The following is a 19,391-nucleotide window of genomic DNA, read 5'->3' on the forward strand; positions in this document are numbered from 1 at the left end:
GCGATGTGGCGGCTATTTCGCCAGCGCAGCAGCAAGCCGGCTCAGAGTAGCCGCATCGGGCGGCAAGCCGAAGCGCAGCAACTCATGGCTCCAGTCGAAGTGGCGACACCAGATCTGCTGTCGGGCCAATGCGGCATGCCATTTCAACGCGTCGGCATGTCGCGCCAGCCTGTACAGCGACGTGCCGCCGACAATCTCGAAACCGGCATCGGCCAACACATTGTCGAGCTTGATACCCTGGGCGACCAGCGCGACGCGGGTCTGTGTGGCCCAGCGCTCGTCACGCAAGGCGGCCGCGCCGATGACTTGCGCCGGTCCGGAACAGGCCCATGGGCCGATGGCGGTCGCGATACGCTGCGCGATCAGCGGCGCCGCGAGCGCGAAGCCGAGACGCAGACCTGCAAGGCCATAGAACTTCCCGAACGAGCGCAGGATCACCACCGGCAACTTCGCGCAGAGATCGGCCGCGCTGATCGCGGGATCCACATCGGCGAAGGCCTCATCGATAACAAGCCAGCCACCGCGTCGCTGCAGGGTTTCCGCAACATCGGCGAGTTCATCGCGCGTGGCGACGCGCCCGTCAGGATTGTTGGGATTGACGATCACCACATGCTTGGCATGATCCGGCAGCGCGCCGAGGCTGCCGATCACACCGACCTCGTGTCCGCCCGCGCGCCAGGCCGCGACATGTTCGTTATAGGTCGGCCCGACAATGGCAACGGCGCCAGGCGCTGCGAGATGCGGCAGCCACTGGATCAGAGCCTGCGTACCGGCAGCGGCAACGATATCGACGCCGTCAGGCACATGGTAGGCGTTGCGCGCAGCAGACAGCAGCGACTGTTCGTGGGCGCGCGTCGGCAAGCGTTCCCAAAGATGGCTCGGCAGATTGGCAGGAATGGGCCACGGCCATGGATTGATCCCGGTCGAGAGATCGAGCCATTGGTCCGGCGCACCGCCGAATTCGGCCATCGCCTGCGTGAGATCGCCACCATGTTTCATGCCTGTGTCATGCCATCATATCGGGCGCAGCGCGAGAGGCTTTGGCCGCTCGCGGCTACGACACTCGCGCTGCTCGCATGGGCGCCGCTGCAGGCCAGTGCGGCCGATCTGCCGCGCATTGCCTCGATCAACCTCTGCACCGATCAACTGCTCGTCACCCTCGCCGATCCCGAGCAGATTTTGGGCCTCAGCCCCTATGCACGCGATCCGTTCCGCTCCTGGGACAAGGACAAGGCAAAGGCGTTCCGCCTGCTGTCCGGCGAGGCCGAGGACGTGCTGGCGCTGAAGCCGGATGTCGTCGTCGCAGGCCGCTTCACCAAGCGCGCGACCCGCGAACTCCTGAAGGACAAGGGACTGAAGGTCACCGAATTCGATCCCGCCCGCTCGCTCGACGATGTCAAGAAACAGCTCCGCCAGATGGGCGCGTTGGTCAAGCATCCGGAGCGTGCTGAAGCCGAGATCGTGAAGCTCGATACTGCTATCGCGCAGGCCCATGCCGCCGTACAGCGCAAGCCATTGCGCGTGCTGGCGGTGTCGCGGCGCGGCTGGGTGTCCGGCGGCGAAAATCTGACCACGTCGTTGCTATCGGCAGTCGGGCTGCGCAATGCCGGCGGCGAGCTCGGACTCAAGGCTGGCGGCTTCGCCTCCTTGGAGGCGATCGTCACGCTGAGGCCCGATCTGCTGCTGGTCACCGACAATACCGACTTCGCCGAAGACGAAGGCCGCGCCTTCCTGCTGCATCCCGCACTGGAGAAATTCTATCCGGCGTCGAAGCGACTGGTGCTGCCCGAGCGCCTCACCGCCTGCGGCGGTCCGACCATGGTGGAAGCACTCGACCGATTGACCGCCGAAATCAACCGCGTGGCACCCTGATGCTGGTGCATGGCAACGCGCTCCTGCCGGTGGTCGCGGCGCTGCTGCTCGATGCCGTGATCGGCGATCCCGACTGGCTGTGGCGGCGCGCACCGCATCCCGTGGTCTGGATCGGCAACGGCATCGGCTGGCTGGAACACCGGCTCAACCTCGAGAGCTGGTCGCGTCGGCAACGCAAGCTCGCCGGTGTCGTCACCGTCATCGCGCTGGTTAGTGTCGCAATGCTTGTCGGCGGACTGCTCGCCGATCTTCTCAACGACAACTGGATCGGCTTTGCAATCGAAGCCCTGATTGCATCGACACTGATTGCGCAGCGCAGCCTGTATCAGCATGTGGCCCGCGCGCGTCGCGCTTTCACTGAGGCTGGATTGCCGGCGGCGCGACAGGCCGTTGCGATGATCGTCGGCCGCGATCCTGAACAACTCGACGAAGCCGGTGTGGCGCGCGCGGCGATCGAATCCACCGCAGAAAATTTTTCCGACGGCATCGTCGCGCCGGCGTTCTGGCTGGCATTGCTCGGATTGCCCGGCCTGATCGCCTACAAGGCCATCAACACGGCCGACTCCATGATCGGTCATCGCAGCGTGCGGTATCAGGATTTCGGCTGGGCGGCCGCCCGACTCGACGATCTCGTCAATCTGATCCCGGCGCGCTTGTCGGGAGTATTGGTCGCGCTCGCTGCGCCGGTCGCACGCGGATCAATCATATCGTCATTGAAGATCATGTTGCGCGACGCCGGAAAGCATCGCTCGCCCAATGCCGGCTGGCCGGAAAGCGCCATGGCTGGCGCGCTCGGAATCGCGATCGCTGGACCGCGCGTCTATGCCGAGGGCGCCGTCAACGATCCCTATCTCAATGCCGAAGGCCGAACCGCAGCGTCTAACGACATCGGCCGGGCACTTCGCGTGTTCGTCGCAGCCTGCGTCTTGCAAGCCGCAATCTATGCTGCGCTGGCGCTGCTGCTGTGACGGCTGCGGGCAATCTCGATCAGCCGATCGATATCGAGATGCTTTTCGCAATGATCGGCGAGCGCATCGAGCGCGGCTTCGATCTGCGCGTCATAGGCCAGAGACGAGGCAATGCCGAGATTGGCCAGCCACGCCTTGCGGAAGGTATCGCCGGTGAACAACCCGTGGACATAGGTGCCTTGCACCCGTCCATCGACTGACGCAGCACCATCAGGTCGTCCATCGATCATCAGCAGCGGCCGCGCGCAGTCGCCACCCTCGCTGCGACCGAGATGAATTTCGTAGCCTTCGATTGCGGCACCAGTCGCGCAATGCGTTCCGGCGATAAGCGTGGTGGATTTGTCGGCGCTCATCAGCGTCGCGATATCGAGCAGGCCGAGGCCATCGACCGACCCGGGCGAACCATCGATGCCATCGGGATCGGCGATCGTCTTACCCAGCATCTGGTAGCCTCCGCACAGGCCAAGCACGTGACCGCCGCGGCGCACATGCGCCTTGATGTCGATGTCCCAGCCCTGCACACGCAGGAAAGCGAGATCGCCGATGGTCGATTTGCTGCCCGGCAGGATGACCACATCGGCATTACCGGGAATGGCCTCGCCCGGCCGCACGAAGACCAGCTTCACGCCGGGCTCCATGCCAAGCGGATCGAGATCGTCGAAATTGGCGATCCGCGCCAGCACCGGCACCGCGATGATACGCGTCGATGACGAGGCGTGAGTGCGGTCGAGATCGACGGCGTCTTCGGCCGGCAGGAACGCAACCTGCGGCAGCCATGGCAACACGCCGATGGATGGCCAGCCGGTCAGCCGCGTGATCGCGGTGAGGCCATTGTCGAACAGGCTGGGATCGCCACGAAACTTGTTGACGATGAAGCCGTGGATGCGCGCACGCTCCTCCGCCTCAAGCACCAGATGCGTGCCGGCCAGGCTCGCAATGACGCCGCCGCGATCGATATCGCCGGCGAGCACAACGGGAATGTTGGCTGCAGCAGCAAACCCCATATTGGCGATGTCACCGGCGCGCAGGTTGATTTCCGCTGGGCTGCCGGCGCCTTCTACCAGAACGATGTCCGCCTGATCGGCCAGCAGCGAGAAACTCTCCAACACAGCGGGGAGCAATGCGGCCTTCTTTTCAAGATAGTTCTTTGCACGCAGCGTGCCCCAGCGCTGGCCCTGCACGATGACCTGCGCGCCGGTATCGGTCTCGGGCTTCAGCAACACCGGGTTCATGTGCACGCTCGGCGGCAGCCTGGCGGCCCGTGCCTGCACCGCCTGCGCGCGGCCGATCTCGCCGCCATCGACCGCGACAGCAGCATTGTTCGACATGTTCTGCGGCTTGAACGGTGCCACCTTCATGCCACGCCGCACCAGTGCCCGCGCGAGGCCAGCGACGATCGTCGACTTCCCGGCATTAGAGCCGGTCGCCTGGATCATCAGCGCAGGCGTATTCAGGTTCATCAGAACTCGATACCCTTCTGACCCTTGATACCAGCCCGGAACGGATGCTTGATCAGCGTCATTTCGGTAACCAGATCGGCCATCTCGATCAGCTCGGGCTTGGCGTTCCGGCCAGTGATCACCACGTGTTTGTCGGCCGGCTTCTCGTCGCGCAGGAAGGTCAGGACTTCATTGAGATCGAGATAGTCGTAGCGCAGCACGATATTGAGCTCGTCGAGCAGCACAAGGCGGTGACGATCATCGCGGATCATCTCCTTGGCGCGTTCCCAGCCCGCGGTCGCGGCAGCGATGTCGCGCTCGCGGTCCTGGGTAATCCAGGTGAAGCCCTCGCCCATGATGTGCAGCGTGACCAGATCGGGAAAGGTTTTCAGCAGACGCGCTTCGCCCGTGTCCCATTCCGGCGATTTGGTGAACTGCACGATGCCCACCGGATAGCCGTGACCGATATGGCGGAACACCATGCCGAGCGCTGCAGAAGTCTTGCCCTTGCCGGTACCGGTGTGAACGATCAAGAGGCCCTTCTCGCCGACCTTAGTCGCCATGATCTTGTCCTTCGCCGCCTTGTGCTTGGCGGCCTTCTCCTTGTGGCGCGCGTTCTCGGCGGCTTCGTCGTGGGCGGTCCCGGTCATGCGATTTCCTTTGCGATCTCTTTGTGTACCTGCGGCAGAAGTTCGGCAATCAGATCGGCAGCGCGATTGGAACGCGGTGTCCACAGATCCCGGCGAATGGCTTCGGCAAAGCGCGCCGCCGTCTCACGCAGTGCCGCGGGATTGGCAGATGCCATAAAGCCGCGAACTTCGTCATTTTCCAAATAGGAGGCGAACAGCTGATCGAAATGGTGATTGGCGACCGCATTGGTGGAGGCCGCGAAACCGAACAGATAATCAACCGTGGCCGCGATCTCGAACGCACCTTTGTAGCCATGGCGCATCACGCCGGCGATCCATTTCGGATTGGCGCCGCGGCCGCGCACCACGCGCGAGATCTCATGCGCCAGCGGCCGGGCAATCGGCGCTTCGGGGCGCGACGTATCGATATGGGCGATGCGCGGCGCCGAGCCACGCAGCGTCTGCACCGTCGCCGCGAGGCCGCCGATGAACTGGTAATAGTCGTCGGAATCCAGAATGTCGTGCTCACGATTGTCCTGCGTCTGCACGACGAGATCGACGCCCTTCAGCCGCTCGGCGAATTCGCCCCGCGCGTCCTCGCCGTCGGTTCCGCTGCCATAGGCATAGCCGCCCCAATCGAGATAGACGTCGGAAATGTCGGCGCGGTTGCTCCAGCCACCTTCATCCATCAGCGCCTGCAGCCCCGCGCCATAGGCGCCGGGCTTGGAGCCGAACACACGGCGCGTGGCCTGTCGGCGCGCAATCTCGCAGGTCATGCCGCCGGCTTCGAGCGTGCGGGTGCGGGCGCGGACATTGGCCGCGATGGGATTGGCCTCATCGGGCTCATCGAGCTCGGCCACCGCGCTCACAGCAGAGCCGATGATGTCCATCTGGGTCGGGAACGCATCGCGGAACAGGCCGGAGACACGGAAGGTCACATCCACACGCGGGCGTTTCAGTTCCGACAGCGGAGTGATCGCAAAGCCCGTGACGCGGCCCGAGGTTTCCTCCCACAACGGCCGTGCGCCGATCAGCGCCAGCGCCTGCGCGACATCGTCGCCGCCGGTGCGCATATTCGCGGTGCCCCAGGCCGACAGCGCAATTGCGCGCGGCCATTCGCCGGCCTCCTGCCAATAGCTCTCGACCAGCCGTTCGGCCGCCAGTTGCCCGATGCGCCAGGCGGATGGCGTTGGCACGGCGCGAACGTCGACGGCGAAAAAATTACGCCCGGTCGGCAGCACATCGGGGCGTCCACGCGTCGGCGCGCCAGATGGACCGGGGCGAATGAACTGACCGTCGAGGCCTTTGAGGAATGCGGCCGTCTCCGCGCCGCCGCAAGCATCGATGGCGGGTCGCAGTTTCGCATTGATCCAGTGAAGTACATCGGTGGCGCGCGTCCAGGTGGGATCGCAGGGCAGCTTGCCGGAGACCAATTGCAGCGCCAGCCCTTCGATCCGTTCGACGGTGTCCCCTGTGGTGCGCCACACTGCATCGCTGACCTCGGCAAGAACGCCGGGGCGCGGGCCGAGATAATCATTGGCCATATCGCGGGTGAGCGGATCGAACGCACCAAGCCCGAGATCGGCAGCTAGTGCGCGATGCAGTGACGCATCCTGCGGCTTGATCTCCGAACGCGGCAGGCGCGCGATGGACACCAGGAGATCATTGCGCTGCGCGTCCTCGGGCACGCGGCCAAAGATGTGCAGTCCGTCGCGGATCTGCATTTCCTTGAGATCACAGAGATGGGCGTCGAGCGCGCGCAGCGCCTCGCCCGTCGGCGTGTCGCGGGTGACATTGACGTCGGCATCAATCTGCTGCGCGCGGGCGAGCGACAGGATGTCTTCGGCGATCACGGCAGCGCGCTTGGGATCGAGATCGGTCGCCATGGCATATTCGTCGACCAAATTCTCCAGCCGCGCCAGATCGTCGTGCAATTCGGCCCGCGTCATCGGTGGTGTCAGGTGATCGATGATCACGGCGGAGGTACGGCGCTTTGCCTGAATGCCCTCGCCGGGATCGTTGACGATGAACGGATAGAGATGCGGCAGCGGACCGAGTACGGCATCGGGCAGACAATCGGCCGACAGGCCTGCGCTTTTCCCCGGCAACCATTCGAGATTGCCGTGTTTGCCGAGATGCACCACTGCATGGGTGTCAAAGCTGCGGCGCAGCCAGAGATAAAAGGCGAGATAGTGATGCGGCGGCACCAGATCGGGATCGTGATAGGTGCTCTTGGGATCGATATTGTAACCGCGTGCCGGCTGCACACCGACAGTGATATTACCGAAACGATGCAGGCCGAGACGGAATGCACCGTCGACCACATGCGGATCGTTCTCAGCTTTGCCCCAGCGTGACTCAATAGCCAGCCGCACATTGGTCGGCAGCGTCGCAAAGGCCGCGTGATAGTCAGCCAGCGGCCACGTCACGCCACCGCTTCGCTCCGCGCGACCGGCAAGCGCATTCGTTGGCCCCTGTTGCAATAGCTGCATCATGGCGGCCGTCGTGTCAGGCGCGTCACCAGTGCCGTAGCCGGCTTCGCGCATCGCGGCGATCACATCGATCAGGCTCTGCGGCGTATCGAGGCCGACGCCATTGGCAAGGCGTCCATCGCGATTGGGATAATTGGCCAGAATCAGCGCGACGCGTCGTTCGCACGCCCCAGCGCGGCGCAAGCGCACCCAGGCGCGCGCCAGATCAGCGGTCGCATCAATCCGATCCTGCACCGGCTGCAATGTTGTCGGCGCAAAGCCGCCGTCGCTGGCGCCACGTTCCTTGAAGGCGATGGCATTGGCGAAGATGCGGCCATCGACTTCCGGCAACACCACATGCATCGCCAGATCGCGCGGCGTCAGGCCGCGAGTAGAGGCTTCCCAGCTGGCGCGCGAGATGCCGGCCTGCGCGACCTGCAGAATCGGACAGCCTGACGCCGACAACACGCCGGCATCGTCATGCGCGGTCGCAGTGGCGAAGGCCGTCGCGTTAATGATGATATCGGGCGGATAGGCCGCAAGCGCGGCGCGCAGGAAAGCCGCGGAGCGCTCATCCTTCAGGCTCGTGACGTAGAGACAGGCCGCGTTGAGGCCGCGCGCGTCGAGCGACCGACGCAATGCATCGATTGCCGCAGTATCGCCGCCGGCCACCAGCGCGCGGTAGAAAATCACAATCGCATTCGGCCGGTTATCCCCCGCGGGTTCACCCGGCCAGAAGCCGGCCGAAGGCATCGGCCGCGCAACAGGCGGCTCCTCTCCGTGACCGATCAGATGCGCGGCATAGCGCAGTGCCAGCTGCGCGTTGTCGACGCCGCCCTCGCTGCAATAGCGCCACAACGCATGGGTTTCGTCGCTGCTGACCGTGCCGCGGGCGGCCAGTTCGGCATTCCAGTCCATCTCGCCGGGCAGGCAAGCAAACTTGGCGCCGCGGCTCAATGCGTCGCTGCGCAGGCTCTCGACGCCATGGGGCCAATAGCTGATACCGCCGAGCATGCGCAGCACCACGATCTTCGCCCTGGCCAGCGTTCGCTCGACATAGAGATCGACCGACGCGGGATGGCCGAGCGCCAGCATGTTGGTGAACCGCACGCTGGGGAAATCGCCCGGCAGTGTCGCATGCGCCGCATTGAACGCCGCCAGATCGCTGTCAGCCGCCGACAGCACGACGATATCGGCGGTGTCCTGCCCGAGATCGCGGGCGACGTCGCCGTCGTCAATGCTGCCGGAGGTATCGAGCTTCAGATGCATACGGGTGAACCTGCGTTACCCGGCGAGTGCCTTTCGCACGGCGTCGCCGTCGAATCCCTTGAGGCCGATGACCACCAGATGCTCGGCCTGCATCACGTCCGGCCGGGCGAAGGCGAGTTCAACGCGGGCACCGACGGCCTGCACGACGATCGGAGCAGATTTATCGGCGATGCGGGCATGGCCCTTCACACGGAGGACGCCGTCGAGGCCAAGCGCGTCGCTGATGCGCGCACGCATCGCGTCGATGCTCGCAGCAGCGGTGGGTTTGACGACGATGCTGTCGAAGTCGTCATGGTCGTGTTCTTCTTCCTCGCCGTGATGGCCGACACGAGCGGCCATGTCATCTTCGGCTGCGGCATTGAGGCCGATCAGCACCGATGGCGCGAGATCGCCCTTGGAGCGCACGATGCTGACACCGGGGCGCAACACGGCTTTCAGCTTGGCTTCGATCTCGGCGAGCTTTTCTGGAGCGACGAGATCGCTTTTCGACAAAACCACCAGATCAGCGCAAGCGAGCTGGTCCTCGAACACTTCCTCGATGGGGTCGTCGTGTTCGATGCCTCCGTCCTTGGCGCGCTGTTCGGCAACAGCGTCTTCGTCCAGCGTGACACGGCCTTCAGAGAGCGCCAGTGCGTCGACGACAGTGACGACGCCATCGACAGTGGCGCGAGTCTTCACCGCTGGCCAGGCAAAGGCCTTCAACAGCGGCTGCGGCAGCGCGAGGCCGGAGGTCTCGATGACGATGGCATCGAGTGGACGCTCGCGCGACAGCAGCTTATCCATGGTCGGCACGAAGTCGTCGGCGACGGTGCAGCAGATGCAGCCATTGGTAAGCTCGACGATATCGCCGGGCGCACAGGCCTTTGCCGCGCATTCCTCGACCAGACCGCCATCGAAACCGGCATCGCCGAACTCATTGACGATCACGGCGATGCGGCGACCGTCAGCCTGGGTCAGCAGCGAGCGCAGCAGCGTGGTCTTACCGGCGCCGAGAAATCCGGTGAGGACGGTGACGGGAACGCGGGACATTCAATTCTCCTGGGAACGCTTGAGCCAGAGCGGAAGTCCGGCTGCGATGAAAGCAACATTCGGCACGGCGGCCGCGATGATCTGGTTGAGGCGGCCCTGCGCATCGCGAAAAGCGCGTCCGAGTGGCGTCTCCGGCACGAGACCGAGGCCGACCTCGTTGGACACGAACACGATTGGATAGCGCGAGACATCGAGGAAGCGCACCAGGCGCTTGGCTTCGATTTCCGGATCGCGCTCGGCAAACATCAGGTTCGACAGCCACAGTGTCAGGCAATCCACCAGCACAACGCGCCCGACCGTGGCCTCACGCGTCAGCGCATCGACCAGCGCCAGCGGCTCTTCCACGGTGATCCAGCCTTCGCCGCGCTGCTTGCGATGCTGCGCGATGCGGGCATGCATCTCGTCGTCACCGGCCGTTGCAGTCGCAAGATAGACTTTGGTCAGGCCGATGCCATCGACCAGCCTCTCGGCGAAAGTTGACTTGCCGGACCGCGCACCGCCCAGCGCCAACGTGGTGGAGACCGCGGTCATTTCGGCGCACGCCCATCTTCAGGCGACCAACGCATCGGCGGCACGCGCGCGACCATGCCCTTGCGCAGCACCTCGGCGCGCTCGCGCCATGGCACCAGGCCGTAGTCGGCCTTCTGATAGGACTCCACGAAAGACACCAGCGCCGCGCTGCCGCTATCGGTCTGCAGATCGCCGAACAAGAACGTGTAGCCATCAGGGCTCGTCACCGCGACGGTTGCTGGCCGCTTGCAGACGCTAAGGCATTGCACCGGACGCACCATCACCGCGGCATCGCCATCGCCGAGCGCGGCCTTCACCGCATCGAACATGTCCGGCCCGACGATCGTGCCGGTTTCGGCGGCCTTGCAGCTAATGCACACACTCACGACAACGGGACCAGCCGGCACGGGGCGCGGCGGTTCGACCGAAATTTGTTCGCCAGAGATATCGGCGTTGTCGTGATCCATTACATGCTCAGTTCATGCCCTCGCGGGCCTACGAGCTTTGTTGGATCGCGCCGACAGCATGGCCGTCAGTTCGCTCCCGTCCGGTGCACCCCGCCCCGACGACGCCTCCAAAGCACAGTTCGTGATGGCAGGTCTCCTGGCTTGCGAGTCATAGCCTGTTGCCGCCTTCCCAAGAATTCTGAAGAATTCCCAGTGGCACCGGCGCGGGCTCGTCGCTTACAGTTGCGGGGGCAGCGCCGGCCTCAAACCGGCTTCCCTATTCACCTTCCACGCGGAAGGACCATCACAAAAGACGCTATCTGCCGGGTGCGCTGGGGTCAACCGCGCCGACGGACTGTCGCCCGAACCTGTTGACCTTGCAGGTCGTCTTGCGTCAGTTAGGCCGCGAAAGGAACCCTATGTCCGCCCATTCCCAGCCCTTGTGGCAGCCGCCCGCCATTGCGCCTGTTGACCCGCAGATCGCGGCAGGCATCCGTGCCGTCATCGACGGCAAGGCCAAGCCGCCGGGATCGCTGGGGAGAATCGAGGACCTTGCGCTGCAGCTCGGTATGATCCGGCATCCCGGCGAACCCCGCGGCGACAATGCTGTTCTGCTGGTATTTGCGGGGGATCACGGACTCGTGGCCGAAGGCGTGTCGCAATATCCGTCGGCGGTCACGGTTGCGATGGTGATGACCTATCTGGCGGGCCGCGCCACGGCCAATGCCTTCGCCGCGGCCAACAATATCGACGTCCGCGTGATCGACATCGGGGTCGCTGCGGAACTGCCTGTCCATCCGAAGCTGATCGACGCCAAGGTCCGCATGGGCACAGCCAACGCTGCGCGCGAACCTGCGATGACGGCAGAGCAAGCGGCGGATGCACTATCGCGCGGCTACCGGATCGCCGTCGGTGAGATCAAGGCCGGCGCAGACATCATCGCGCTCGGCGAGATGGGAATCGGCAATACGGCGTCCTCGGCATTGGTGGTTCATCGTCTCGCGCCGGCACCACTGGATGACTGTATCGGCGTTGGCGCCGGGCAGGATGACGCCGGCATGGCGCGCAAGCGCGCAGCGATCACGACGGCGGCGACGCGCAGCGATGCAACTGCGCCGCTGGATGTGCTGGCCCAATTCGGCGGGCTGGAAATCGCAGGCATGGCCGGAGCGATCCTCGGCGCGGCGTCGCAACGGCGGCCGGTGATCATCGACGGCTTCATCTCCAGCGCCGCGGCATTGCTTGCCGTTCGCCTGTGCCCGGCTGCACGCGACTATTGCGTCTTCGCACACCGTTCGGCCGAACGCGGCCATGACATCGTACTCGATGCGCTCGATGCCAAGCCGCTACTCGATCTCGGCTTGCGGCTCGGTGAAGGCACCGGCGCGCTGCTTGCGGTGCCGCTGGTCCGTGCTGCCGCGCTCATGCTGACCGACGTCGCCAGCCTCGACGACGTGCTGGCCGGAAAGATCTAGATGAGACTGGATCCGCATCTTTTGAATGCGATCCGTTTCCTGACGGTGGTGCCGGTACCGGCAAATGGCGACGCGCAGGATACTGACTGGCTCGCGCGTGCGATGAAGTATTTTCCGATCGTCGGTGTCGGCATTGGCGCCGCCTCCGCGGTTGTGTTTCTCGTTGCCAGCGAATTCTGGTCACCGCTGATCGCGGCTTTGCTGGCGATTACAACAAGCATCGTTATCACCAGCGCGCTACATGAGGACGGCCTTGCCGATACGGCCGACAGTTTCGGCGGAGGCTGGACGATCGAAAAGCGCCTCGCGATCATGAAGGACAGCCGCATCGGCACTTACGGGGCGCTGGCACTCGGCCTCGGCGTAGCGCTGCGCATCGCGGCGCTCGCCATATTCCCGATGTGGGCAGGTGCGGCATCACTCCTCGCTGTCCATGCCGCCGCACGCGCCATGCCGGCCTTCGTGATGAACCGCCTGCCCTATAGCGGCGATACCAGTGCGATGAAGGTCACTTACGCCGAGGCGCCCGTGCGATTTGAGGAATCGTTGTTTGCACTTGGTGTGGTTGTGCTTGCAGCAATCCCGCTTGCGCTCGTCTCGGTCGCATCGCTTTTTGCGGGTCTTCTGCTCGGCGCAGCGCTCGCCGCACTGCTCGCACTCTGGTCGCGTCGTCTGATCGGTGGTTACACCGGCGACGTGCTCGGTGCGGTCGAGCAGCTCTTCGAGATCGGTTTTCTGCTCGGCGTCGCAGCCCTGATCAAATAGGCCAGTTCAACGGCAATCGATAAGGCTCACCTTCAAAGGCATCCGCGCCGCGACCGATGCGCGCAATGGCTTCGATCATACGTCCATCGCGGCCAAGCTGTTCGTCGGCCAATTGCACCATCAATTTGTTCGGAGTCACATAAGGCGAACGTTTGCGTAGTTCATCTGCAATCGCCGCCTCGTAGCCGGGATTGCGATCGCAGGCGATGGCATAAGCGGCGGCGCTGGAACGGCTGATACCGGCCCAGCAGTGAATGAGCATCGGGCGATCAGCGATGCTGCCGCGGCCGAACTGAAGAATGGCATCCACGACGTCGGCATCGGGCGCGATCAGGTCTGGCGTTGCTTCGACGATATCGTGAAAGGTTAGCTCCACATGCCGCTCACGCGCCAACCCGCTCCAGTCGCGCTCGCTCGCGGCGGGCGACAGAAGGGTCAGCAGATCGAAGGACGGCAGCGATTCTGCCACGGCAGCAAGGCCTCCAAGCGAGCTCACATAGATCATTCGAACACCCTGCTAGCTGCTGTCATGTCCTTCCTCTCACCCACGGCGAATGGACCTTCTTCAACCTCATGCCGCTGCGATGTCGATGATGCAAGGTCGGTTTCTTAATACCACCCTCGACCTTTTCGCACTTGCACCATCGTAATCCGATGAAAATACGCCAATCAGAACAATCGGTTACCATCTCGAGCTTTCAGCAGCCGAGGCAGGCCAATCTTAAAGAAGTTGCGATAGGTATCTAACTCACGAGTGCAGAGTCCAGGACGGTACGATGCTGAACTACTTCGAATTGGCGGCATCACAAATCGGAACGATCTTCCGGGTGCCGCGCGAAAACCCCGAACTGGTGGAAGCGAAACTCGCTGCCTTCACCCGTCAGGTGCCGATGATGTATGCGCTGGTGGTCGTCAACACGACGGCACTTGCGATCACCTTTTATGGTACTGCGCCACATCTGCTTACCGTCTATCTCCCTGCTGCATTTGATGCAATCTGTGTGATCCGGATACTGAGCTGGTTGAGAGCACGTAACACCACACTGTCGCTCAACCAGGCCGTAGAGAAGCTCACCGGCTCGATCATCTTTGCCGGCATTCTCGGCGTCGCGTTCACTGCCTGGAGCCTCAGCCTGTTTCCCTATGGCGACGCCTATAGCAAAAGCCACGTTGCGTTCTTTATGGCCGTCACATCGATCGGCTGCGGTTTCTGCCTCATGCATCTGCGCGCGGCAGCGCTGATCGTGATGGCGCTGGTTGTCGTGCCTTTCGCGTTCTTTTTCGGCTCCAGCGACAATGTGGTCTTCGTCTCCATCGCCTTCAACTTCGTCGTGGTCATCGGGGCCGTTCTCTTTATGCTGCTCGGCAATTACTCCGATTTCGAGAAGCGGGTGAACTCGGAGAAGGCGCTGCGTATCAAGCAGGCTGAACTACAGGTGCTGAGCGACAAGAATTTTCGGAATTCGAATATCGACAGCCTCACCGATCTCCCCAATCGCCGGAACTTCTTTGCCGAGCTTGAGCGCGGCATTGTCACCACCGCACACACCGGCGGCGGCCTGTTGCTCGGCATCCTGGATCTCGATGGCTTCAAGCCGATCAACGACATCCATGGGCACCACATGGGTGATCGCCTGCTGGTCGAAGTCGCAGACAGACTGCGCGCGCATCTCGCTCCTCACGTGTTTCTGGGCAGACTGGGCGGTGACGAATTCGTCATGTTCAGCGACCAATTACTCGACCCGGATGCAATTGTTGAAACCGAAGAGAGCATCGAGAACCTGTTCGACGTCCCATTCGAGATTGATGACATCACAGTTCGCATCAGCTGCTCGATCGGATATGCGGAATTTCCGGACACAGCCAAGACTGCGCAGGATTTGTTCGAGCGCGCCGACTACGCGCTGTTCTTTGCCAAGCAGCACAAGCGTGGCAAGGCCGTCCGGTTTTCTGCAGAACATGAAGCCGACATCCGCGAGGCCTCCTCTGTGAGCCGGGCCTTGGCCGGAGCCGACCTCGAGCGGGAATTGTGGATCGCCTACCAGCCGATTATCGACGCAGAAACACTGCAGCCCGCAAGCTTCGAAGCCCTGGCACGCTGGAAGAGTCCGGAGCTCGGCAATGTTCCGCCAATGAGCTTCATTGTCGCCGCCGAGCGTTCCGGCATGATCGGCCAGTTGACCCCGTTGCTGCTTCGCAAGGCTCTGGAAGGCGCAGCGACATGGCCGGAGCATGTCCGGATTTCGTTCAACCTCTCTGCGGTTGACGTCGCCTCTCCCCTGTCGATCCTCAAGATCATTGCCGTTGTCCAGCAAAGCAAGGTGAAGGCCAGCCGCATCGATTTCGAGATCACCGAAACGGCCGTGATGGGCAATCTCGCACAGGCGACGGAAGCACTGAATGCCCTGAAGACTCTGGGGGCCCGTATCTCGCTGGACGATTTCGGCACGGGCTATTCGAGCCTGAGCTGTATTCGTGAATTGCCACTCGACAAGGTCAAGATCGATCGCAGCTTCATCAGCAAGATCGAGACGGATTCTGCCGCGCGCCTGATCCTGCGCACCATGCTCGGACTGTGCAACGGCCTTGGTCACGACTGCATCGTCGAGGGCGTCGAGAGCGGCGAACAGGTCGACTTCCTGCACAGGGAGCATTGCCGATTCATGCAGGGCTATTTCTTCGCCAAGCCCATGAGCATTGAGCAGGTCGGGGATTATCTCGCCTCTGTTCAACACGGCCTGCTGGCCGAGCGCACTGCCAGCTAGTCGTTCTGTCCGTCGAGCAGCCGCACCGCCTCGAACAGCGTTGCCGCCCCGACGGCCAGTTGCTCCGGCTCCGACCATTCCTCCGGGCAATGGCTCTTACCGTCCTTTGACGGGATGAACAGCATCGCGCTGCGGCCGATATGCGACATGAAAGCGGCATCGTGACCGGCCCCCGACGCCAGCCGCGTCGTGGAATAGCCGAGCTTTGCAGCGCTACGCCCGAGAACATCAAGCAGATGATCGTCGCAAGGCGCGGGAGGATTTTGCGAAATCAACGCGAAGCGTTCACGCTCGACCTTGGCTCGCCCTGCGATGGCGAGGCTCTCACGATCGAGCAACGCCACGAATTCATCGACCAGCGCGGCTTTCTCGGCACGAATGTCGAGGATCATCCGCGCGCCGCCGGGCACGACATTCGCGGCGTTCGGGCTGATCTCGAGGATCCCTGTGGTGGCCACGAAGTGACCCTGTTTTCGCGCAGCAAAGGCATTCGCCTGCTGAGCGACTAGCAGCACGAGTTCGGCGGCGGGAAGGCTCGCATCCCTGCGATATTCCATCAGCGTCGAGCCAGCGTGATCGGCGGCACCTTGCAGCACGATCTCGACGCGGGTGATGCCGGCGATCCCGGTGACGAGGCCAAGATCGAGCTTCTTGCTTTCCAGCACGACGCCCTGCTCGATATGCAATTCGAGATAGCCGACGAATTCCGGCTTCTGCATCGCAGCGATGGCGGCTGGATCGCCGCCGACGCGCCTGATGGCGTCGGCCAGCGTTTCACCGGCCGCATTGGTGTAGGTCAGCATCCTGGCATCGAGCTCGCCGACCATGGCACGGCTGCCGACGCAGGACAGGCCGTATTCGCTGGGCTCCTCGGCGAGGAAGTCCACGATCTCGATCGGGTGCCGCGATTTGTAACCGGAGGCCTGCAGTGCCCGAACGGCCTCCAGCGCAGTCAGGATACCGGAGATGCCGTCGAAGCGGCCGCCGGATGGCACCGTGTCGGAATGCGAGCCGAGCATGATCGGCGGCAGACCTGCAACGCTGCCTTCCAGCCGGGCGATCATGTTGGCGCCGGCATCCATGCGCACCGCCATGCCAGCGGCAATGAATTGCTCGCGCAGCCAGGCGCGCCCATCGAGAAAGCGCTGCGAGAACGATCGCCGCGTCCATGGCTTGTCGGGATCGGTGATGGCGGCAAGCGCCATATGGTCGTCCCAGAGGCGGTTCTGATCGATGGGCGGCTTGGTCTCGGTCGGCATGATCGGCATGAGGCTCATGAGTTGGCGGCACTGGCGCCGGCACGATTATTGTTGAACACTTTGGCCATCGTGAAGCAAGACGATGGACATCGCGAAGCAAGAAACGATCAGGGAGAAAATCGTGAGCAGCAAGACCAGGATCGCATGGGTGACCGGCGGCGGCACCGGAATCGGCAAGGCGGGAGCGCAGGCGCTGCTGGCGGATGGCTGGACGGTGGTCATTTCCGGCCGCCGCGCCGATGTGCTGAAGGGCGTCGCCGATGAACTCGGCGCCGGCGGCAAGCCGGTCGAAGCCATGGCGCTGGACGTCAGCAATGCCGACGACGTCAACAAGGTGGCGCAGGCCATCCTCGCCAAACATGGCCGTATCGACCTTCTGGTGAACAGCGCCGGCGTCAACCTGCCGAAGCGAAGCTGGGAAGACGTGACGCAGGACGGCTGGGACCAGATCGTCGACATCAATCTCAATGGCGTGATGTATTGCATGCGCGCAGTGCTGCCTGCGATGCGCGCGCAGAAGGACGGCTGCATCATCAATGTCGCCTCGTGGGCCGGGCGCATCGTCTCCAAGATGACGGGGCCGGCCTATACGGCCACCAAGCACGCCGTGCTGGCGCTGACCCATTCCTTCAACATGGACGAATGCGTCAACGGCTTGCGCGCCTGCTGTCTCTCGCCCGGCGAGGTCGCCACTGACATCATGAAGAACCGTCCGGTGCCGCCGAGTGACGAGGTGATGGCGCGGATGCTGCAGCCGGACGATCTCGGCAAGACCATCGCCTTCATCGCCAGCATGCCACCGCATGTCTGTATCAATGAGGTGCTGATCAGCCCGACCTGGAATCGCAGCTTCCTGGCGATGTGAGCGCGTTAAAGGCAGCCAGCACAGCCCTTTGTGCTGGCGCCCGTCCGCCTCACGGCGTGATTGCGACCTTCAGCACGCCATCGCGTTGGTGCGAGAACAGATCGTAGGCTTTTTCGATATCGTCCAGTCTGTAATGATGGGTGACCAGTGACGTCAGGTCGACGCGGCCGGAGGCGACGACGTTCATCAGCCGTCGCATCCGCTCCTTGCCACCGGGACACAGGCTGGTGACGATCGTGTTATCGCCGAGGCCCGCCGAAAAGGCGCTCAGGGGAATCTGCAGATCCGTCGAATAGACGCCAAGGCTGCTCAGAGTGCCGCCCGGCCGCAGTGCGCGCAACGCCGACTCAAAGGTGCCTTGCGTACCGAGCGCTTCGATGGCCACATCGACGCCGCGGCCGTCGGTCAGGTCCATGATCTGCTTGACCGGATCTCCCTTCTTGAAGTCGACGACCATATCGGCGCCGAGCCGTTTGGCGACCTCGATACGCGCGGGCACCGTATCGACACCGATGATCGTGGTCGCGCCCATCAGCTTCGCGCCGGCGATGGCGCAGAGTCCGATCGGTCCCAGGGCGAACACCACCACCGTGTCGCCGATCGTGATGCCGCCGCGCTCGGCGCCGGCAAATCCCGTCGACATGATGTCGGGACACATCAGCACCTGCTCATCCGTCAACGCATCGGGTACCGGACTGAGATTGACCATGGCATCGGGGACCAGCACATACTCGGCCTGCGCGCCATCGATCGTATTGCCGAACCGCCAGCCGCCGGCCGCCTTGAAGCCGTGCTTCGTCCCAGCGCCATCCTGCGATGAGCAGCCGCAGAGACAGGCGTAACTGTGGCCGCTTGGCGTGATGGCGCCGGCGATAACGCGCTGGCCCTCGCGATAGCCGGTGACGGCACTGCCGAGCTTCTCGATGATACCAACCGGCTCGTGTCCGATGGTCAGCCCTTTCGCGACCGGATATTCACCCTTGAGGATATGCACATCGGTGCCGCAGATCGTGGTGGTCGTGATGCGCATCAGCGCATCGAGCGGGCCGACATCGGGGATCGGCTTGTCCTCCAGCACGATACGACCCGGTTCGACAAATATCGCAGCCTTCATTTTCGGCATGATCCTGCTCCTGCTTGCGACGGTGCGTCGATCGACGCGATAGGCCAATCATCTGCGCATTTTGCCGTGACAGGATTGAGGTGGATCAAGCGGCGATGCCTTTGGAATTCCTCTGAAGTGGCTGACAAACCGCTGCGCTGCTGCGTCGCTCTTGATTCAATTTGTCAAACAGCCACTGCTCTCCAGACATGCGTCATCGCCCCCATTATTTGCGGCGCGGGGGCGCCGTCGTCCTTTGCATTCCCACCCTCCTGCGAGAGGGCGTGCGGAACGCCAGGTGCCCGTTGCACCCTTGGGCCTGATGCGAATGCGGTCTTCCGCAATTTAGAGTGCATCAGGACTTTCGGAGGCGTCAGGCAAGTGCCCGACGTTCCGCCTGCGGTGTTTTTTCGGTTGCTTGCGCTTCGCCATGGCGACGATCCCATCACCAAAATTACAGTCCCAGGGCGGAGGGACAGGGTGCCTCAAGCGAGTAAGCCGAACGCGTTTTGACTTGGTCGTCCGTC

At 63.2% G+C, this 19,391-nt stretch carries 16 protein-coding genes and 1 riboswitch; of the genes, 6 read left to right on the plus strand and 10 right to left on the minus strand.

Annotated elements, in window-relative coordinates:
• Positions 1-12: 12 nt before the first annotated feature.
• Entirely contained in the window at positions 13-999 is a 987-nt protein-coding gene (gene cobD, locus SFY93_RS25685) for a threonine-phosphate decarboxylase CobD (RefSeq protein WP_320445082.1), read from the minus strand.
• 9 nt (positions 1,000-1,008) lie between these two features.
• Here cobD and SFY93_RS25690 point away from each other — a divergent pair, with 9 nt between their 5' ends.
• Together SFY93_RS25690 and cbiB are read left to right on the plus strand one after the other, a co-directional pair.
• Positions 1,009-1,872, plus strand: a complete 864-nt coding sequence (locus SFY93_RS25690) for an ABC transporter substrate-binding protein (protein WP_320445083.1) — start codon at positions 1,009-1,011, stop codon at positions 1,870-1,872.
• Complete coding sequence (cbiB, locus tag SFY93_RS25695) at positions 1,872-2,840, plus strand: adenosylcobinamide-phosphate synthase CbiB (protein ID WP_320445084.1); 969 nt, start codon at positions 1,872-1,874, stop codon at positions 2,838-2,840. The genes SFY93_RS25690 and cbiB overlap by 1 nt, the downstream gene beginning before the upstream one ends.
• On the opposite strand, the gene SFY93_RS25700 is transcribed toward cbiB, so the two are convergent.
• Genes SFY93_RS25700 through SFY93_RS25725 form a run of 6 tightly spaced genes read right to left on the minus strand, consistent with a single transcriptional unit; the run spans position 2,813 to position 10,654 of the window.
• On the minus strand, positions 2,813-4,300 hold the full coding sequence (locus SFY93_RS25700; RefSeq protein WP_320445085.1) for a cobyric acid synthase: 1,488 nt from the start codon (positions 4,298-4,300) through the stop codon (positions 2,813-2,815). The two genes, cbiB and SFY93_RS25700, sit on opposite strands and share 28 nt — an antisense overlap.
• Positions 4,300-4,929, minus strand: coding sequence for a cob(I)yrinic acid a,c-diamide adenosyltransferase (gene cobO, locus SFY93_RS25705; protein WP_320445086.1), 630 nt, complete (start codon positions 4,927-4,929; stop codon positions 4,300-4,302). The genes SFY93_RS25700 and cobO overlap by 1 nt, the downstream gene beginning before the upstream one ends.
• Positions 4,926-8,648: a cobaltochelatase subunit CobN gene (cobN, locus tag SFY93_RS25710; protein WP_320445087.1), complete on the minus strand. Its 3,723-nt coding sequence runs from the start codon at positions 8,646-8,648 to the stop codon at positions 4,926-4,928. Before cobN ends, cobO begins: the two co-directional genes overlap by 4 nt.
• Before the next feature lie 15 nt (positions 8,649-8,663).
• Positions 8,664-9,677, minus strand: coding sequence for a cobalamin biosynthesis protein CobW (gene cobW, locus SFY93_RS25715; RefSeq protein ID WP_320445088.1), 1,014 nt, complete (start codon positions 9,675-9,677; stop codon positions 8,664-8,666).
• Entirely contained in the window at positions 9,678-10,208 is a 531-nt protein-coding gene (gene cobU / locus SFY93_RS25720) for a bifunctional adenosylcobinamide kinase/adenosylcobinamide-phosphate guanylyltransferase (protein WP_320445089.1), read from the minus strand.
• On the minus strand, positions 10,205-10,654 hold the full coding sequence (locus tag SFY93_RS25725) for a DUF1636 family protein (RefSeq protein ID WP_320445090.1): 450 nt from the start codon (positions 10,652-10,654) through the stop codon (positions 10,205-10,207). The genes cobU and SFY93_RS25725 overlap by 4 nt, the downstream gene beginning before the upstream one ends.
• 109 nt (positions 10,655-10,763) lie before the next feature.
• A riboswitch (cobalamin riboswitch) is annotated at positions 10,764-10,954 on the minus strand.
• A gap of 98 nt (positions 10,955-11,052) precedes the next feature.
• Between SFY93_RS25725 and cobT the strand changes: the two genes are divergently transcribed.
• Together cobT and cobS are read left to right on the plus strand one after the other, a co-directional pair.
• A complete protein-coding gene (gene cobT, locus SFY93_RS25730) occupies positions 11,053-12,108 on the plus strand; it encodes a nicotinate-nucleotide--dimethylbenzimidazole phosphoribosyltransferase (RefSeq protein WP_320445091.1) in 1,056 nt (351 codons plus the stop codon).
• Positions 12,109-12,873 (plus strand): adenosylcobinamide-GDP ribazoletransferase, encoded by a 765-nt coding sequence (cobS, locus tag SFY93_RS25735; protein ID WP_320445092.1) that lies wholly within the window; start codon positions 12,109-12,111, stop codon positions 12,871-12,873.
• Here cobS and SFY93_RS25740 read toward each other — a convergent pair.
• Complete coding sequence (locus tag SFY93_RS25740) at positions 12,866-13,378, minus strand: tyrosine phosphatase family protein (protein ID WP_320445093.1); 513 nt, start codon at positions 13,376-13,378, stop codon at positions 12,866-12,868. The two genes, cobS and SFY93_RS25740, sit on opposite strands and share 8 nt — an antisense overlap.
• A 271-nt stretch (positions 13,379-13,649) precedes the next feature.
• On the opposite strand from SFY93_RS25740, the gene SFY93_RS25745 reads away from it, so the two are divergent.
• A complete protein-coding gene (locus tag SFY93_RS25745) occupies positions 13,650-15,638 on the plus strand; it encodes a putative bifunctional diguanylate cyclase/phosphodiesterase (RefSeq protein WP_320445094.1) in 1,989 nt (662 codons plus the stop codon).
• On the opposite strand, the gene SFY93_RS25750 is transcribed toward SFY93_RS25745, so the two are convergent.
• On the minus strand, positions 15,635-16,915 hold the full coding sequence (locus SFY93_RS25750; protein ID WP_320445095.1) for an N-carbamyl-l-glutamate amidohydrolase ErtE: 1,281 nt from the start codon (positions 16,913-16,915) through the stop codon (positions 15,635-15,637). The two genes, SFY93_RS25745 and SFY93_RS25750, sit on opposite strands and share 4 nt — an antisense overlap.
• A 103-nt stretch (positions 16,916-17,018) precedes the next feature.
• Between SFY93_RS25750 and SFY93_RS25755 the strand changes: the two genes are divergently transcribed.
• Positions 17,019-17,762, plus strand: coding sequence for an SDR family oxidoreductase (locus SFY93_RS25755; protein ID WP_414716982.1), 744 nt, complete (start codon positions 17,019-17,021; stop codon positions 17,760-17,762).
• A 49-nt stretch (positions 17,763-17,811) separates the two neighbouring features.
• On the opposite strand, the gene SFY93_RS25760 is transcribed toward SFY93_RS25755, so the two are convergent.
• Complete coding sequence (locus SFY93_RS25760) at positions 17,812-18,885, minus strand: NAD(P)-dependent alcohol dehydrogenase (RefSeq protein WP_320445097.1); 1,074 nt, start codon at positions 18,883-18,885, stop codon at positions 17,812-17,814.
• Positions 18,886-19,391 lie beyond the last annotated feature (506 nt).

The sequence above is a fragment of the Tardiphaga sp. 42S5 genome, from assembly GCF_034044155.1.
Classification (GTDB): domain Bacteria; phylum Pseudomonadota; class Alphaproteobacteria; order Rhizobiales; family Xanthobacteraceae; genus Tardiphaga; species Tardiphaga robiniae.

Bases quoted from the DNA above. Each gene is read 5' to 3' on its own strand.
- cobO (WP_320445086.1), bottom strand. From the start codon at position 4,929: ATGACCGGGACCGCCCACGACGAAGCCGCCGAGAACGCGCGCCACAAG.
- SFY93_RS25750 (WP_320445095.1), bottom strand. From the start codon at position 16,915: ATGAGCCTCATGCCGATCATGCCGACCGAGACCAAGCCGCCCATCGAT.
- SFY93_RS25760 (WP_320445097.1), bottom strand. From the start codon at position 18,885: ATGCCGAAAATGAAGGCTGCGATATTTGTCGAACCGGGTCGTATCGTG.
- cobU (WP_320445089.1), bottom strand. From the start codon at position 10,208: ATGACCGCGGTCTCCACCACGTTGGCGCTGGGCGGTGCGCGGTCCGGC.
- SFY93_RS25690 (WP_320445083.1), top strand. From the start codon at position 1,009: ATGCCATCATATCGGGCGCAGCGCGAGAGGCTTTGGCCGCTCGCGGCT.
- SFY93_RS25745 (WP_320445094.1), top strand. From the start codon at position 13,650: ATGCTGAACTACTTCGAATTGGCGGCATCACAAATCGGAACGATCTTC.
- SFY93_RS25725 (WP_320445090.1), bottom strand. From the start codon at position 10,654: ATGGATCACGACAACGCCGATATCTCTGGCGAACAAATTTCGGTCGAA.
- cobN (WP_320445087.1), bottom strand. From the start codon at position 8,648: ATGCATCTGAAGCTCGATACCTCCGGCAGCATTGACGACGGCGACGTC.
- SFY93_RS25700 (WP_320445085.1), bottom strand. From the start codon at position 4,300: ATGAACCTGAATACGCCTGCGCTGATGATCCAGGCGACCGGCTCTAAT.
- cobW (WP_320445088.1), bottom strand. From the start codon at position 9,677: ATGTCCCGCGTTCCCGTCACCGTCCTCACCGGATTTCTCGGCGCCGGT.
- cobD (WP_320445082.1), bottom strand. From the start codon at position 999: ATGAAACATGGTGGCGATCTCACGCAGGCGATGGCCGAATTCGGCGGT.
- cobT (WP_320445091.1), top strand. From the start codon at position 11,053: ATGTCCGCCCATTCCCAGCCCTTGTGGCAGCCGCCCGCCATTGCGCCT.
- SFY93_RS25740 (WP_320445093.1), bottom strand. From the start codon at position 13,378: ATGATCTATGTGAGCTCGCTTGGAGGCCTTGCTGCCGTGGCAGAATCG.
- cobS (WP_320445092.1), top strand. From the start codon at position 12,109: ATGAGACTGGATCCGCATCTTTTGAATGCGATCCGTTTCCTGACGGTG.
- cbiB (WP_320445084.1), top strand. From the start codon at position 1,872: ATGCTGGTGCATGGCAACGCGCTCCTGCCGGTGGTCGCGGCGCTGCTG.